Here is a 12,393-nt window from a genome sequence, read left to right on the forward strand (position 1 = left end):
TTGTTAAACACTAATCCAAAATTGAAACAGTTGGCGCAGAAAAACCTTAGGTAAACCACTAGAAATCAATGGTGAAAGCAACAAAATAAAAAGCGGTAAAAACAACAATAAAATATGGGGAAAACCCCATCTGTTATCTATAAAAGTTTTATCACATTTGGGAATAAAAGTTAACTTTAATTAAAACTCAAAAAATTATGGAAATGCAACATCTACCTAGCTATGCTATCGTATTTTTATGTGGGGTACTAGTATGTTATCTGTTACTAAAACTAATCGATCTTATGAAAACAAATGAAAGGCGCGGACGTCCAAATACGATGGATCCGGCAATAATCCAACAAATGGTAGATAATTACCGCAACAACCATTTAGCAGCAATTAATAAATTATTGGGAATAAACGATGCCCATTCTGTTTCTTTCGGTTTAAAAACCCTAAAAAAATTCATCGCTGATATCGAATTTTTTAGTAAAAAAGTAGACCCGCGCATTGCTGATGGTGCATTGGGTATCCGTTTCTATTACGCTGCTTATCCAAAAGACAACGAATGGAATAGTTTTGAGGAGGAGAAATCGATAGGAAAAAATTATGCCCAAAAACATACACTTGTTATGATCCCCACTTTAAAGAAGAAGAGCAGCGATGGAAGTTACCAGGATTACGACTTTAACCCTTTAGACCGTACTACTTTCCCGCTAAAAGAAAGAGAAAAAGAGCAACCCATTACCTTAATGGCCATGAGTTCGGATAGTAGTGACAGTCAATCGCGTGAGGTAATGGCTCAAAACCATGGACAAACCATTCCACCAGCCGATTCAGCAATAGAAACTTATTAATATCTTAATGAAATGAACGACTTCCAGAAATTTCTGAGCGACATTTTTCTCTGGATTGAAGGAGGGGCTGCATTGATTGCGTTTTGCTACTTTAAACGGTTAAAGGGACAACATTGGAGGTATTTTATCTATTATCTGACCACTATTTTTATCTGTGAAGTAATTGGGAAATGGGGAGGAGAATATATCAGCTTTTCAAAAACTAAATATTATAACTATATCGTTATCCCTTTCCAGTTTATCTTTTTTTACTGGCTTTATGCCGTAAAATCATTTAAGGATAAAAGACTATTTTGGATACTCTCTTTGTTGTACATAATTTCATTTATACTCAGCAGATTATTCTTTAAGGAAAGTAAAGTATATTTTTCCTTTAGCTATACTTTTGGATGTTTACTCTTAATGTTTTTGGTTATCAAAGAATATTATAATCAGGTAAACTCAATCAACATTCTCAACTTTCAAGAAAATAGAATGTTTTATATTAATTTAGGCGTAACCTTATTCTATATCGGTACATTACCTTTTCTTACGTTTTATTCGTTATTGCGGGCTTATATCCAGATCTGGAATATTTATTTCGATTATTTTCTGATATCAGGGATTGTAATGTATGTATTATTCTCAATTTCATTTATATGGGGAAAACAGAGCTCTTAATTACCATCATCCTTTTTAACCTGTTTTTCGTGCTCTTTGTAGTCGCCATTATGGTCTATATTAAAAAATATAAAGAACGGAAAAGGGAATATCTGAATGAAATTAAAATCACCAACGAAATACACCAGAAGGAACTTTTAACTACCCAGTTAGAAATTCAACAGGCCACCATGCAGCAGATTGGCCGCGAATTACACGATAATATCGGGCAGAAATTAACATTGGTGAGCCTTTATACCCAGCAACTGGTGCACGAAAACAAAGTGCCTCAGGCAAGTAAAAGAATTGAGCAGATTTATCAGATCATTAATTCATCGTTGCAAGACTTGAGGAGTTTGTCGAAAAACTTAACGAACGATAATATAAGTGAAAATGAAATTGTAACTTTAATACAGGAAGAAGTGAACAACCTCAATGCTTTGAAAAAATGTAAGGTAACCTTTCAATACAATTTCGAAAGTATAGATCTGGAGTTTGTAAAAAAGAATGTATTATTAAGGATAACCCAAGAATTTCTTCAAAATAGCTTAAAACATGCGCATTGCAGCAATATCAAAATCCAGTTAAACTCTTCTCTTGAAGTTTTTTTAGCGTTAAAAATACAGGATGATGGAGTAGGATTTGATTATACTAAAGTCACTTCTGATGGTATAGGATTAAAAAACATGAAAAAAAGAGCCGAAATTATCGGTGGACAATTTAATTTAGAAAGCAAACCCGATTTAGGCACTACACTTACTATTATTTTAAATGGCCCGGCATGAAAAAAACTATAGCTATTGTTGATGATCATATCCTGATTGCAAAGGCACTTCAGGGCATTATAGATAATTTTGCAGCATTTGAGGTGATGTATGTTTGTGAGAACGGAAAAGAGCTGATTAAAAACTTCGAAAACAGCAATAAAATCCCCGATATTTTACTTTTAGATATCAGTATGCCCATTATGGATGGTTTTGAAACCGTAACCTGGGTAACTGCACACCATCCGGAGGTAAAAGTAATGGCCCTGAGTATGCAGGGTGAAGAGAAAAGTGTGATTAAAATGGTTAGCAACGGTGCCAAAGGCTATCTGTTAAAAAATGCGCATCCGGTAGAGCTCGAAAACGCGCTCACAAAATTGAATATCAACGGATTTTTTTACCCTGACTGGGCATCAAAAATCATTTTCTCCAGCCTAAATAAAACCAAAGATGCTGAGATCAAAATTTCAGATCGGGAGAAAGAGTTTTTAAAATACACCGTTACCGAGCTTAATTATAAGGAAATAGCCGATAAAATGTTCTGTAGCCCACGTACTGTTGAAAGCTATCGCGATCAGTTATGCGAAAAACTCGAACTTAAAACGCGGGTTGGATTGGCTGTTTTTGCCATCAAAAATGGCTTTGCGTAAAGGTTAATTATTTGAAAGTATGAATGGTAAACTGATATGATAGCGCGATTATCAGATTTCAACAATTAACCAATTAACCTTACTTTTGAAGCATGAAATTCCATCATTTGCTGTTTTTGGTTATGGTTGCAGTTTTTACCTCATGCAAACCAGAAGAAAAAAGCCATCAATATATTAAGTTTAATACACCAACGGAGTTATATCAATTCTTAAAATGGTCGCCAGAAAATCGTTTTCCATTAGTCAGTGCCCATCGTGGAGGTCTAATGCCTGGTTTTCCTGAAAACTGTATCGAAACTTTCGATAATGCGACTACCTATAATCCAGTAATTATCGAATTCGACATTGCTTACAGTAAAGATTCGGTAATGGTGATTATGCACGATGATCAGCTCGATCGTACGTCGACAGGAAAAGGGCCGATTGGCAATTATACTTACGAAGAATTAAAGGCTTTCAATCTTAAAGACGATGAGGGCAAAGAAACAAAATTTAAAATCCCGACTTTGGATAGTGTATTAAGCTGGAGCAAAGGAAAAGTTTTATTAACCATCGATTTGAAAAAGGGTGTTTCTTATGCCAAAGTGATCGAAAAGGTAAGACAATATAAAGTAGAAAGTAATTCAATAATCATTACTTATACTGCCTATCAGGCCAAGGAGGTACATCAATTGGCACCCGAACTCATGATTTCAGCTTCCATTCAAAAGAAAGCAGAATTGAAACGTTTAAATAGCTTGGGCATACCCTATAACCGTATTGTAGCTTTTGTTGGTGTTTCTGCTCCGGATAAAGAATTGTACCAATACCTGCACAACAAAGGCATTACCACTATTTTAGGCACCATGGGGAATATCGATAAAAGCGCCATTGCCAGTCCGGTAAAAAATGTTTATTATCATCTGGTTAACAATGGTGCAGATATTTTATCGGGCGATAATTTACCACAGGCATCAGAAGAACTGGATAAGTTCAGGTATAATAAAAAATTAAGTTCAGCGCATATAAATTAACCACAGATGGAAAGGGTGAACACAGATCGGTTTAACCAATTATGAAATCTGTGTCTGTGCAAATCTGTGGTAAAAAACACAAAATGAGTATTTCAGTTAAAAATCTTTCTAAACATTACGATAAGCAAAAGGCGGTCGATTCGATTAGCTTTGAAGCCAGGCCAGGTCGTATTTTGGGTTTTCTTGGCCCTAATGGAGCTGGTAAATCTACAACCATGCGTATGCTTAGCGGTTATTTAGAGCCTACCTCAGGTGAGGCTGAAATTTCTGGTAAAAGCATTCTTTACGATGCCATTGAAGCTAAAAAGCATATTGGTTACCTGCCTGAAAATACACCGCTTTACGCTGATATGTACGTAAAGGAATTTTTAAATTTTGTTGGTCAAACGTATAACCTTACCAATTTACCTGCACGGATTGATGAAGTCATCAAAATGGTAGGCTTAACACCAGAGCAACATAAAAAAATCGGTGCGTTATCCAAAGGGTACCGTCAAAGGGTAGGTTTGGCTCAGGCGATAATCCATAATCCTGCGGTTTTAATTTTAGATGAGCCTACTTCTGGTTTAGACCCGAACCAATTGGTTGATATTAGGCAGCTGATCAAAACATTAGGTGCTGCTAAAACGGTTGTCATCTCTACCCACATTATGCAAGAGGTTGAAGCCATTTGCGATGACATCATCATCATTAGCAAAGGTAAAATCGTAGCGAAAGATTCACTCGAAGGCCTAAAAAAAATGCACCAACAGCAATCATTAGAAGATATTTTTAGAAAACTTACTGCTTAATTCATGCTTTGCCAAAAAATAAAAAATGCCTTAATAGTTCTTCTATTTTTAACACCTGTTATATTGAAAGCCCAAAATACCCCTAATATTGGTATTGGTGCCGAAATAGGTTTGCCATCGGGAAACTTCGTTAATTTATCTGGAATAGGTTTAGGTGCATCAATAAAAGCTGATTTCCCAATAGCTGCTGATTTTGCCATATCCTTAAACGGAGGTTTTATGAATTTTTTTGGTAAGCGAAATCAGCTTTTTAAGGTTCAGGATTTAACCTATATACCCGCTAAAGCTGGCTTGAAATATCAGCTGGGAGAAAGTTTTTACGCCGAAGGGCAGTTAGGGGCGGCATTGCCATTAAATAATGGGCAAAAAACTTTATTTGTTTGGTCGCCTGGTATAGGGAATCAATTTAAGCTATCTGGCGAAAATAAACTCGATTTAGGGATCAGATATGAAGCATGGACGGGTAAAAATGAGTTGTCCGATTTAAATAAGACCAATACCAAAGGTTTTGTTGGAATTAGATTTGCATATATATTTAGATTATAACTCGTAATTAAGAGGACAAATTATTGTTTTTAATTCAATTATTCGTGATAAACATACAGTTATTCAGACATTTTATCACCGATTACAACTATTTGGAATAAATTCAGTTTGTGTTTAATTGTCTGTATATCAGTTATTTGTTATTTGTATTTTGTCTTTTTTATTTTATTTGTAACGTTTTTGGCATCATGCTTGTCTATAAATGCAAATAATTAACGAACAATAAATAAAAATCACATGAAAAAAGTATTACTTTCTTTATTAATGGTTGCAGGCCTGGGCTTTGCAGCTTCAGCTCAAACAGAAGGAGCAGTTCAAAAACTAAGCATTGGTGCTGAATTTGGTTTACCGACAGAAAAAAATTCAAATACCTTAATCGTAGGCGGTTCATTGCAGTACGAACATCCAGTGGCTAAGGATTTAAATTTAACTGGTTCAGCTGGTTATTTATCATTAATGGCTACAGGAGATGCAAAAGATTTTTTAAAGTCTATTGGGGCAAAAACGAGTTATGGTGTTATCCCGTTAAAAGCTGGTGCTAAATACTATTTTGGTGGTAACTTTTATGGCGCTGGCGAATTAGGTGCGGCAATTAGCACTGAAACAGGTGGTAGTACTTTATTTGCAGTTGCACCAACTTTAGGCGCATCATTTTCTGTTGCCGATAAATCTAGTTTAGATTTCGGTTTACGTTACGAAAATTGGTCAGGAAATGGTGGTTCTACAGGCTTTATTGGCTTACGTGCTGCTTTTGCATTCGGTTTATAGTATTAAACCATAATTTATTTAGAAGCCTCCAAGAAATTGGGGGCTTTGTTGTTTATCAGCTATTTAAGGTTTCATCGGTTACAAAATAATTTTAACTATCAAATTAGTTTATTTATTATTGTACTGTTTTAGCCGTATAGGCGAAAGCACGGAAACTAAAAAATAATTTTCAAAAACAACTCTCAAAATCAGATGAAAAAACTAGTATTATCTTTATTAACAGTTGCAGGTTTAGGCTTTGCAGCTTCAGCTCAAACAAACAAACCTGTAATTTTTGGCGTGAAAGCCGGGGTGGCCTTTCCAAACATGACCATATCATCAGGAAACGCATCGGTAAGTTTTGATGCAAAAACATCTTATTATGTTGGCGGTACGGCCGAATTCGTACTGTCTGATGTAATTTCAATTCAACCTGGTTTAACTTTTATAAACAAAGGAACAAAACTGGCCAGCGGTGATATGGATTTCGAAGATAATGACATTGCAACCACTGAAGAGGCAACATTAAACTTTAAATATCTGGAGTTACCGGTAAACCTATTGGCGAATTTTAAAGTAGGAAGCGCTGGTAAGGTGTTTCTTGGTGCCGGACCGTACGTTGCTTACGCCTTAAGCGCAAATGGTAAATATGGGTCGGTAAAAGAAGATATCAAATTTGGCGAGGCAGAATCGGAATTTAAACGAACTGATTTTGGTCTAAACTTTTTAGCTGGTTACCAATTAAACAATGGTTTTAATATTCATGCAGGCTACGGATTAGGTCTAAGCAGTATAGCAGATACAGATCTTTCGGATGAGATTACCTTTAAAAATAAAGTTTTCTCATTAGGGGTAGGTTTTTCTTTCTAAAAGAACCGAGAAATAAAGAAGAGGTTGTATCATAAAGACAATTCTTCTCAGATTTTGTCATGTCGTCCAAAGGACTCCTACGGAGAGCCTGTCGAAACACATTAAAGGTTTATTTAATTAAGTTCTTCGACAGGCTACCATTGACAGACTTAAATAGAATAATCGTCATTCCCGCGCAGGCGGGAATCTTAAAGCGCTTGCATTACGATTCCCAATCAAGTTGGGAATGACGATCCCTCGTAACTTAACATTTGCAAAAAAAAATCAGTTATTCGTATCGATTTTTATACAATAAATTAACCTTCAGGATGATAATTCGAAATTTATGATACAGCCTCTTTTTAAATTTAAATATTGCTGATTTACTAATACATTCATTTAATCAATTCCTTTTAAATTTGCAGGAATAAATGGTTAACTTCGGCGTTTTAATAGCACATGTACGCAGTTTTTAAACGCGAGTTATTCAGTTTCTTAAGTTCGATGGTTGCTTATATTACCATTGGCATTTTTCTATTGGTTTCTGGCCTGTTACTCTGGTTTTTTCCTGATACCTCGGTACTTGATTATGGTTATGCCGAACTTGATGGTTTTTTCAGTTTAGTGCCTTATCTTTTCATGTTTCTTATTCCGGCCATTACCATGCGCTCTTTTGCCGAAGAGCGGAAAGAGGGGACTTATGAGCTTTTAATTACCCGGCCCATCCAAATCTGGCAGATTGTTTTGGCAAAGTATTTAGCAAGTTTGGTTCTGGTACTTTTTGCCCTAATTCCAACAGTAATTTATTACTACAGCATTTCAAAACTGGGTTTTCCTGAAGGAAATATCGATTCAGGATCGGTTATTGGCTCTTATATCGGTTTATTTTTATTGGGTGCTGCCTTTACATCCATAGGTATTTTCTCATCGGCATTGACTAAAAATCAGGTGATTGCTTTTGTAATCAGCGCTGCTTTATGTGCATTCGCTTTTTTAGGTTTTGATTACAGCAGTCAGCTTGCTGCATTTCAAAGTATGGAGCATATTATTAGCAATTTAGGGATTAATCAACATTATACTTCGATAAGCCGTGGTGTTTTAGATACCAGAGATCTAATTTACTTTATTTCATTTTCTGTGCTGTTTTTATTGTTCACCAAATTAATAATGGGAGGAAAACGATAATGAAGCTGAAGAATAAATGGCTTAATGCTATCATCGTTATAGCCGCGTTAATTATTTTAAATATCGTAGGTCAGTACGCTTTTCATCGTTTTGATTTTACTGCCGATAAGCGTTTTACTTTAAGTGATAAAACGAAATCTTTATTGGAGCAAAATAAAAAACCGGTAATCATTACTGTATTTTTAGCGGGAGAGTTACCACCTGCGTTTAAACGTTTGCAGGCTGCGGTGTCAGATATTTTATCTGATTATCAAGCCTATGCTAAAACCGGGGTCAAGGTGGTTTTTGTTGACCCGATAGCGGGTCTTAATCAGGCTGATCAAGATACAGTAATCAATAATTTGTACGAAAGCGGTATAGAAGCAACCAGTTTAAGCGTTAAAACTGAAAGTGGATTAACGCAGAAACTCGTATTTCCGATGGCGATGATGGAAAGCGAAGGAAAGGAATTTCCCATTAAACTCTTTCAAAATTTAGATACCCGCGGAAATTACGAAGACAATATAAACCGCTCTATTGAAAACCTGGAGTATATTTTTACTTCGAGTTTAAAGAAAGTACTTTCTGGTGATAACCCTCGGATTGGTTTTTCAGAATCAAATGGCGAACTATCTGATTTACAATTGGCTGATGCCATTCACACCCTATCTAGCAGTTATCTGGTTGGCCGGATTGATTTAAATAGCATTGATAAAACAGGGCTTGATAAATTGAAAATGTTGATTATCGCCAAACCCAAAAAACCTTTTACAGAAACTGAGAAATACAAAATTAACTATTTCGTAATGAACGGCGGGAGGGTACTTTGGAGTATTGATCAGGTAAGTGCCGAATTGGATAGCTTGCGGGGAAAAAGTGGGCAGATGGCAGTTAACAGTAATTTGAACCTTGATGATATGCTTTTTATGTATGGTGCAAGGATTAATTATAATATTATTGCCGATCCGGCAAACAGTGCCGAGATTCCGGTTTCTACAGGTGTTGTAGGCGGGCAGAACCAGATGCAATTGGTGCCCTGGATTTATTACCCGATTTTATTACCGGATACTGTAGAAAGCGTTGTGAAAAAGCTGGATGGTGTGAAATCTGAATTTCCCAGTACAGTAGATACTATTGGTGTTAAAGGTGTAAAGAAATCATATATTTTAGCTACATCTCCCTATAATAAAGTGTATAATGTGCCGAAATTGTTTAGCTTGCAAATGGTGAGCGAACAGTTAGATCCACGGTCTTTCCAAAGTAAACCACAGCATGTTGGTTTAATGTTAGAAGGTAATTTTCCATCGGTTTTTGCCGGGCGCCCCTTACCAGCTACCATTACGCAACCTTACACCCTGGAAAGTATAAGTAAACCGGCTAAAATGATTGTGATAGGAGATGGCGATATTTTTAAAAACCAGGTATCGGAGCAAAATGGAACTCCTTCTCCACTAGGTTTCGACCGTTATTCGCAGCGTACTTTTGGTAATAAGGCATTATTGCTCAATATTGTTGATTATTTTACGGATAACGACAACTTAATTGCGCTACGAAATAAAGAAGTAAAAATCAGATTGTTGGATAAAGCCAAAATTAAGCTCGAAAAAACGAAATGGCAATTTATAAATGTAGTGGCACCCTTGCTATTGTTAATATTCTTTGCGATTTTTCAACATTATCACCGCAAATACAAGTACGCTAAATAATTTTTATATTTTTGAAGAAGACTAAATAATATCATGAGATTTATTGTATCCACATCAACTCTATTAAAACACTTACAAACCGTAAATGGTGCATCAAGCAGCAGTACGGTTTTGCCTATATTAGAAAATTTTCTCTTCGAAATTAAAGATGGAAACTTAACTATCTCTGCTACCGATCTGCAAACCAGCATGACAACTGCTTTGGCTGTAGAATCAAAGGAAGAAGGTAAAGTAGCTGTTCCATCTAAAATTTTATTAGATACGCTTAAAACATTGCCAGATCAGCCTATCGCATTTAATATCGATGATAGTACTTTTGCGATCGAGATCAGTGCCGGAGATGGTAAGTATAAATTAAGTGGTGAAAATGGTGATGATTTTCCGAAGATTCCAGTAGTGGAAAACGCATCTTCTGTAAACTTACCCGCGTCTGTTTTAACTGAAGCCATTACAAAAACTATTTTTGCGGTAAGTAACGATGAGTTGCGCCCGGCCATGACAGGTGTATTCTGTCAGTTATCCCCTCAGCACATTACCTTTGTAGCTACCGATGCACATAAACTGGTAAGATACCGCCGTATGGATAGCAAGGCAGATAAAGCAACCTCATTTATTCTCCCTAAAAAAGCTTTAACACTTTTGAAGGCTGCTTTACCTTCAACTGATATTAATGTATCAGTTGATTATAATGCAACAAGCGCTTTCTTTAAGTTCGAAAATATCAATTTAGTGTGTCGTTTAATAGACGAGCGTTATCCAGATTATGAGGCGGTAATTCCAACCAATAATCCTAACAAACTAATTATCGACAGAAGTTTGTTTTTAAATACACTTCGTAGGGTTGTAATTTTTGCGAATAAAACGACACATCAGGTAAGACTGAAAATTAGCGGAAGCGAATTAAATATCTCTTCAGAGGATTTAGATTTTGCTAATGAAGCACACGAGCGTTTAAGCTGCCAATATGATGGTGAAGACCTCGAAATAGGCTTTAATGCACGCTTTTTAATCGAAATGTTGAGCAATTTAAGTGGTGATGAAGTTACTTTAGAACTTTCGACACCAAACAGAGCAGGGCTTTTAATTCCACAAACCAATGATGAAAATGAGGATGTTTTAATGTTGGTGATGCCTGTGATGCTAAATAATAGTTATTAAAAAAAAACTAATTTATTAGTTTTATTAACAAAGTGGCTTGGTTTTTGACCGAGCCATTTTTGTTTATAATCAACTCACACAACCAATGAAAATCTATAACAATCTCTCGAAATCACTGATTTTGCTCATCATTTTATGTAGTATAGGCCTATTATCCTGTAAAAAGGACAATCCAGATGAAGTAGTAAAAGGCCAGGCCAAGGTAAAAATGGTCAATGCGTCGCAGGCCGATATACATCAGGATGTTTATTTAGATAATGAAAAACTAACCACTGTTGCTTTAGCCTTTGGCGAAACCAGCGATTATGTAAAAATACCTTCTGGTAATAGAAATGTTTCTTATGCCGGCACAAATAATACAACTACTGATACCTCTTTAAACTTTACGCCATCTATTACTTACACTACTTTTTTGGTTACCAATAAAAAAGGAGAGATGGAAATAGTGAGCTATGAAGATAATTTAAGTAATACAGAGTCAGATAAAGCTAAAATCAAACTAATTAATCTGACGCCAAATTTTGCCACTGGTATAAATGTTATGGTACAAGGCGGTACCCAGTTTGTTAATGGATTGGCTTTTAAAGAAGCATCTAACTATTTTGCCGTAGATACAGGATTTAATTTAAGATATACTGTAGTGGGTTCTGGTAATGTTAAAACCATTCAAAGTACGGCTTTAGAAGGGGGAAAGATATATACCATTTGGTTTAGTGGCACAACGGCAGCAACCTTAGAAGCACATATCATTACCGATAATTAATTTCAAAGTTTAATATGCTTTCTGCTATCTTTACGTTTTATTAGCATCAGCGATTAATTATGAAAAACAAAGTATTGTTTCCTAAAATATTTCTTCTTCTTATACTTGCCGTTTTAATCAGCTCATGCATCAAAAACGATAATTTAATTGAAGGTGATGCTAAAGTTCGATTCTTTCAGGCTGCTTCAACTGATACTACGCAAAGTTTCTATTTAAATGGAATACAAATAGGAACACCTGTTGCTTACAATACAAATACAAGTTATGTAGTTGTTGCAGGTGATGCTGCTTATAATATAACCACACGAAATATAAATACAGGTGTTGATGTAGCTTCATTAGGAGAGCAAACATTTAAAATCGGACAGAATTATTCTGTTTTTTATTATAAAGAAAAAACTGGCGATCCTGCAAAATTAAAAGTTTATACCGATGATGTAAAACCAGATCTTGATTCAGCTAAACTAACTTTTTTAAACCTTGGTTACACACTAGGCTCTAGTGTTGTAATTACCGATAGCACAGATACAGCCAAACCTGTAGAATCTACAATTGCATATGGAGCGATTAAAACTTTAAAGGTTAAAGTTAATAAAAACATGAAATTTGCCTTTAAATTAACTAGTCCTACTGCGACAAACCCACCACCTGTGGTACCACGCTTAGATTCTCTTAATATCAATAATGGTAGGGTTTACCTTATATTATTTGATGGCGATAAAAAGGGAGAACTTAAAAATCGAATCATCTCAGCCAACTAATTT

Annotated in this window: 15 protein-coding genes; 14 read left to right on the plus strand and 1 reads right to left on the minus strand. The window is 35.6% G+C overall.

All coding sequences use genetic code 11. The features are described from left to right. Positions 1-284: 284 nt before the first annotated feature. The 6 genes from AC1DNH_RS15200 to AC1DNH_RS15225 all read left to right on the plus strand — a co-directional run bounded on the left by AC1DNH_RS15200 (position 285) and on the right by AC1DNH_RS15225 (position 4,696). On the plus strand, positions 285-839 hold the full coding sequence (locus AC1DNH_RS15200; RefSeq protein WP_477611385.1) for a hypothetical protein: 555 nt from the start codon (positions 285-287) through the stop codon (positions 837-839). A gap of 12 nt (positions 840-851) precedes the next feature. Then, positions 852-1,499, plus strand: a complete 648-nt coding sequence (locus AC1DNH_RS15205; protein WP_477625483.1) for a hypothetical protein — start codon at positions 852-854, stop codon at positions 1,497-1,499. Then, positions 1,478-2,263, plus strand: coding sequence for a sensor histidine kinase (locus AC1DNH_RS15210; protein ID WP_477625484.1), 786 nt, complete (start codon positions 1,478-1,480; stop codon positions 2,261-2,263). Before AC1DNH_RS15205 ends, AC1DNH_RS15210 begins: the two co-directional genes overlap by 22 nt. After that, positions 2,260-2,892, plus strand: coding sequence for a response regulator transcription factor (locus tag AC1DNH_RS15215; protein ID WP_477610335.1), 633 nt, complete (start codon positions 2,260-2,262; stop codon positions 2,890-2,892). The genes AC1DNH_RS15210 and AC1DNH_RS15215 overlap by 4 nt, the downstream gene beginning before the upstream one ends. Before the next feature lie 92 nt (positions 2,893-2,984). Continuing rightward, positions 2,985-3,905, plus strand: a complete 921-nt coding sequence (locus AC1DNH_RS15220) for a glycerophosphodiester phosphodiesterase family protein (RefSeq protein ID WP_477610336.1) — start codon at positions 2,985-2,987, stop codon at positions 3,903-3,905. Between the two features lie 83 nt (positions 3,906-3,988). Then, complete coding sequence (locus AC1DNH_RS15225; RefSeq protein ID WP_477584825.1) at positions 3,989-4,696, plus strand: ATP-binding cassette domain-containing protein; 708 nt, start codon at positions 3,989-3,991, stop codon at positions 4,694-4,696. On the opposite strand, the gene AC1DNH_RS15230 is transcribed toward AC1DNH_RS15225, so the two are convergent. Beyond that, positions 4,693-4,896, minus strand: a complete 204-nt coding sequence (locus AC1DNH_RS15230) for a hypothetical protein (RefSeq protein WP_477584826.1) — start codon at positions 4,894-4,896, stop codon at positions 4,693-4,695. The two genes, AC1DNH_RS15225 and AC1DNH_RS15230, sit on opposite strands and share 4 nt — an antisense overlap. Before the next feature lie 19 nt (positions 4,897-4,915). Here AC1DNH_RS15230 and AC1DNH_RS15235 point away from each other — a divergent pair, with 19 nt between their 5' ends. From AC1DNH_RS15235 to AC1DNH_RS15270, 8 genes are all read left to right on the plus strand, one after another. Beyond that, a complete protein-coding gene (locus tag AC1DNH_RS15235) occupies positions 4,916-5,242 on the plus strand; it encodes a hypothetical protein (RefSeq protein ID WP_477584827.1) in 327 nt (108 codons plus the stop codon). A gap of 237 nt (positions 5,243-5,479) precedes the next feature. Next, on the plus strand, positions 5,480-6,010 hold the full coding sequence (locus tag AC1DNH_RS15240) for a hypothetical protein (protein WP_477584828.1): 531 nt from the start codon (positions 5,480-5,482) through the stop codon (positions 6,008-6,010). Between the two features lie 192 nt (positions 6,011-6,202). Then, positions 6,203-6,859 carry a porin family protein gene (locus AC1DNH_RS15245; RefSeq protein WP_477610338.1) on the plus strand — a complete coding sequence of 219 codons (657 nt, stop codon included), beginning with the start codon at positions 6,203-6,205 and terminating at the stop codon, positions 6,857-6,859. Between the two features lie 438 nt (positions 6,860-7,297). Next, complete coding sequence (gene gldF, locus AC1DNH_RS15250; RefSeq protein ID WP_477625485.1) at positions 7,298-8,023, plus strand: gliding motility-associated ABC transporter permease subunit GldF; 726 nt, start codon at positions 7,298-7,300, stop codon at positions 8,021-8,023. After that, positions 8,023-9,708 (plus strand): gliding motility-associated ABC transporter substrate-binding protein GldG, encoded by a 1,686-nt coding sequence (gene gldG, locus AC1DNH_RS15255; RefSeq protein WP_477584652.1) that lies wholly within the window; start codon positions 8,023-8,025, stop codon positions 9,706-9,708. The genes gldF and gldG overlap by 1 nt, the downstream gene beginning before the upstream one ends. 33 nt (positions 9,709-9,741) lie before the next feature. Next, positions 9,742-10,866: a DNA polymerase III subunit beta gene (dnaN, locus tag AC1DNH_RS15260; protein ID WP_086545224.1), complete on the plus strand. Its 1,125-nt coding sequence runs from the start codon at positions 9,742-9,744 to the stop codon at positions 10,864-10,866. 85 nt (positions 10,867-10,951) lie between these two features. Continuing rightward, complete coding sequence (locus AC1DNH_RS15265; protein ID WP_477610446.1) at positions 10,952-11,629, plus strand: DUF4397 domain-containing protein; 678 nt, start codon at positions 10,952-10,954, stop codon at positions 11,627-11,629. A gap of 59 nt (positions 11,630-11,688) precedes the next feature. Beyond that, positions 11,689-12,390: a DUF4397 domain-containing protein gene (locus AC1DNH_RS15270; protein WP_477585130.1), complete on the plus strand. Its 702-nt coding sequence runs from the start codon at positions 11,689-11,691 to the stop codon at positions 12,388-12,390. Positions 12,391-12,393 lie beyond the last annotated feature (3 nt).

Source organism: Pedobacter sp. 01N310, from assembly GCF_056399805.1.

Excerpts from the sequence above, each read along its gene's own strand:
- AC1DNH_RS15200 (WP_477611385.1), top strand. The coding sequence starts at position 285 with ATGAAAACAAATGAAAGGCGCGGACGTCCAAATACGATGGATCCGGCA.
- AC1DNH_RS15205 (WP_477625483.1), top strand. The coding sequence starts at position 852 with ATGAACGACTTCCAGAAATTTCTGAGCGACATTTTTCTCTGGATTGAA.
- AC1DNH_RS15210 (WP_477625484.1), top strand. The coding sequence starts at position 1,478 with ATGGGGAAAACAGAGCTCTTAATTACCATCATCCTTTTTAACCTGTTT.
- AC1DNH_RS15215 (WP_477610335.1), top strand. The coding sequence starts at position 2,260 with ATGAAAAAAACTATAGCTATTGTTGATGATCATATCCTGATTGCAAAG.
- AC1DNH_RS15220 (WP_477610336.1), top strand. The coding sequence starts at position 2,985 with ATGAAATTCCATCATTTGCTGTTTTTGGTTATGGTTGCAGTTTTTACC.
- AC1DNH_RS15225 (WP_477584825.1), top strand. The coding sequence starts at position 3,989 with ATGAGTATTTCAGTTAAAAATCTTTCTAAACATTACGATAAGCAAAAG.
- AC1DNH_RS15230 (WP_477584826.1), bottom strand. The coding sequence starts at position 4,896 with ATGGCAAAATCAGCAGCTATTGGGAAATCAGCTTTTATTGATGCACCT.
- AC1DNH_RS15235 (WP_477584827.1), top strand. The coding sequence starts at position 4,916 with ATGAATTTTTTTGGTAAGCGAAATCAGCTTTTTAAGGTTCAGGATTTA.
- AC1DNH_RS15240 (WP_477584828.1), top strand. The coding sequence starts at position 5,480 with ATGAAAAAAGTATTACTTTCTTTATTAATGGTTGCAGGCCTGGGCTTT.
- AC1DNH_RS15245 (WP_477610338.1), top strand. The coding sequence starts at position 6,203 with ATGAAAAAACTAGTATTATCTTTATTAACAGTTGCAGGTTTAGGCTTT.
- gldF (WP_477625485.1), top strand. The coding sequence starts at position 7,298 with ATGTACGCAGTTTTTAAACGCGAGTTATTCAGTTTCTTAAGTTCGATG.
- gldG (WP_477584652.1), top strand. The coding sequence starts at position 8,023 with ATGAAGCTGAAGAATAAATGGCTTAATGCTATCATCGTTATAGCCGCG.
- dnaN (WP_086545224.1), top strand. The coding sequence starts at position 9,742 with ATGAGATTTATTGTATCCACATCAACTCTATTAAAACACTTACAAACC.
- AC1DNH_RS15265 (WP_477610446.1), top strand. The coding sequence starts at position 10,952 with ATGAAAATCTATAACAATCTCTCGAAATCACTGATTTTGCTCATCATT.
- AC1DNH_RS15270 (WP_477585130.1), top strand. The coding sequence starts at position 11,689 with ATGAAAAACAAAGTATTGTTTCCTAAAATATTTCTTCTTCTTATACTT.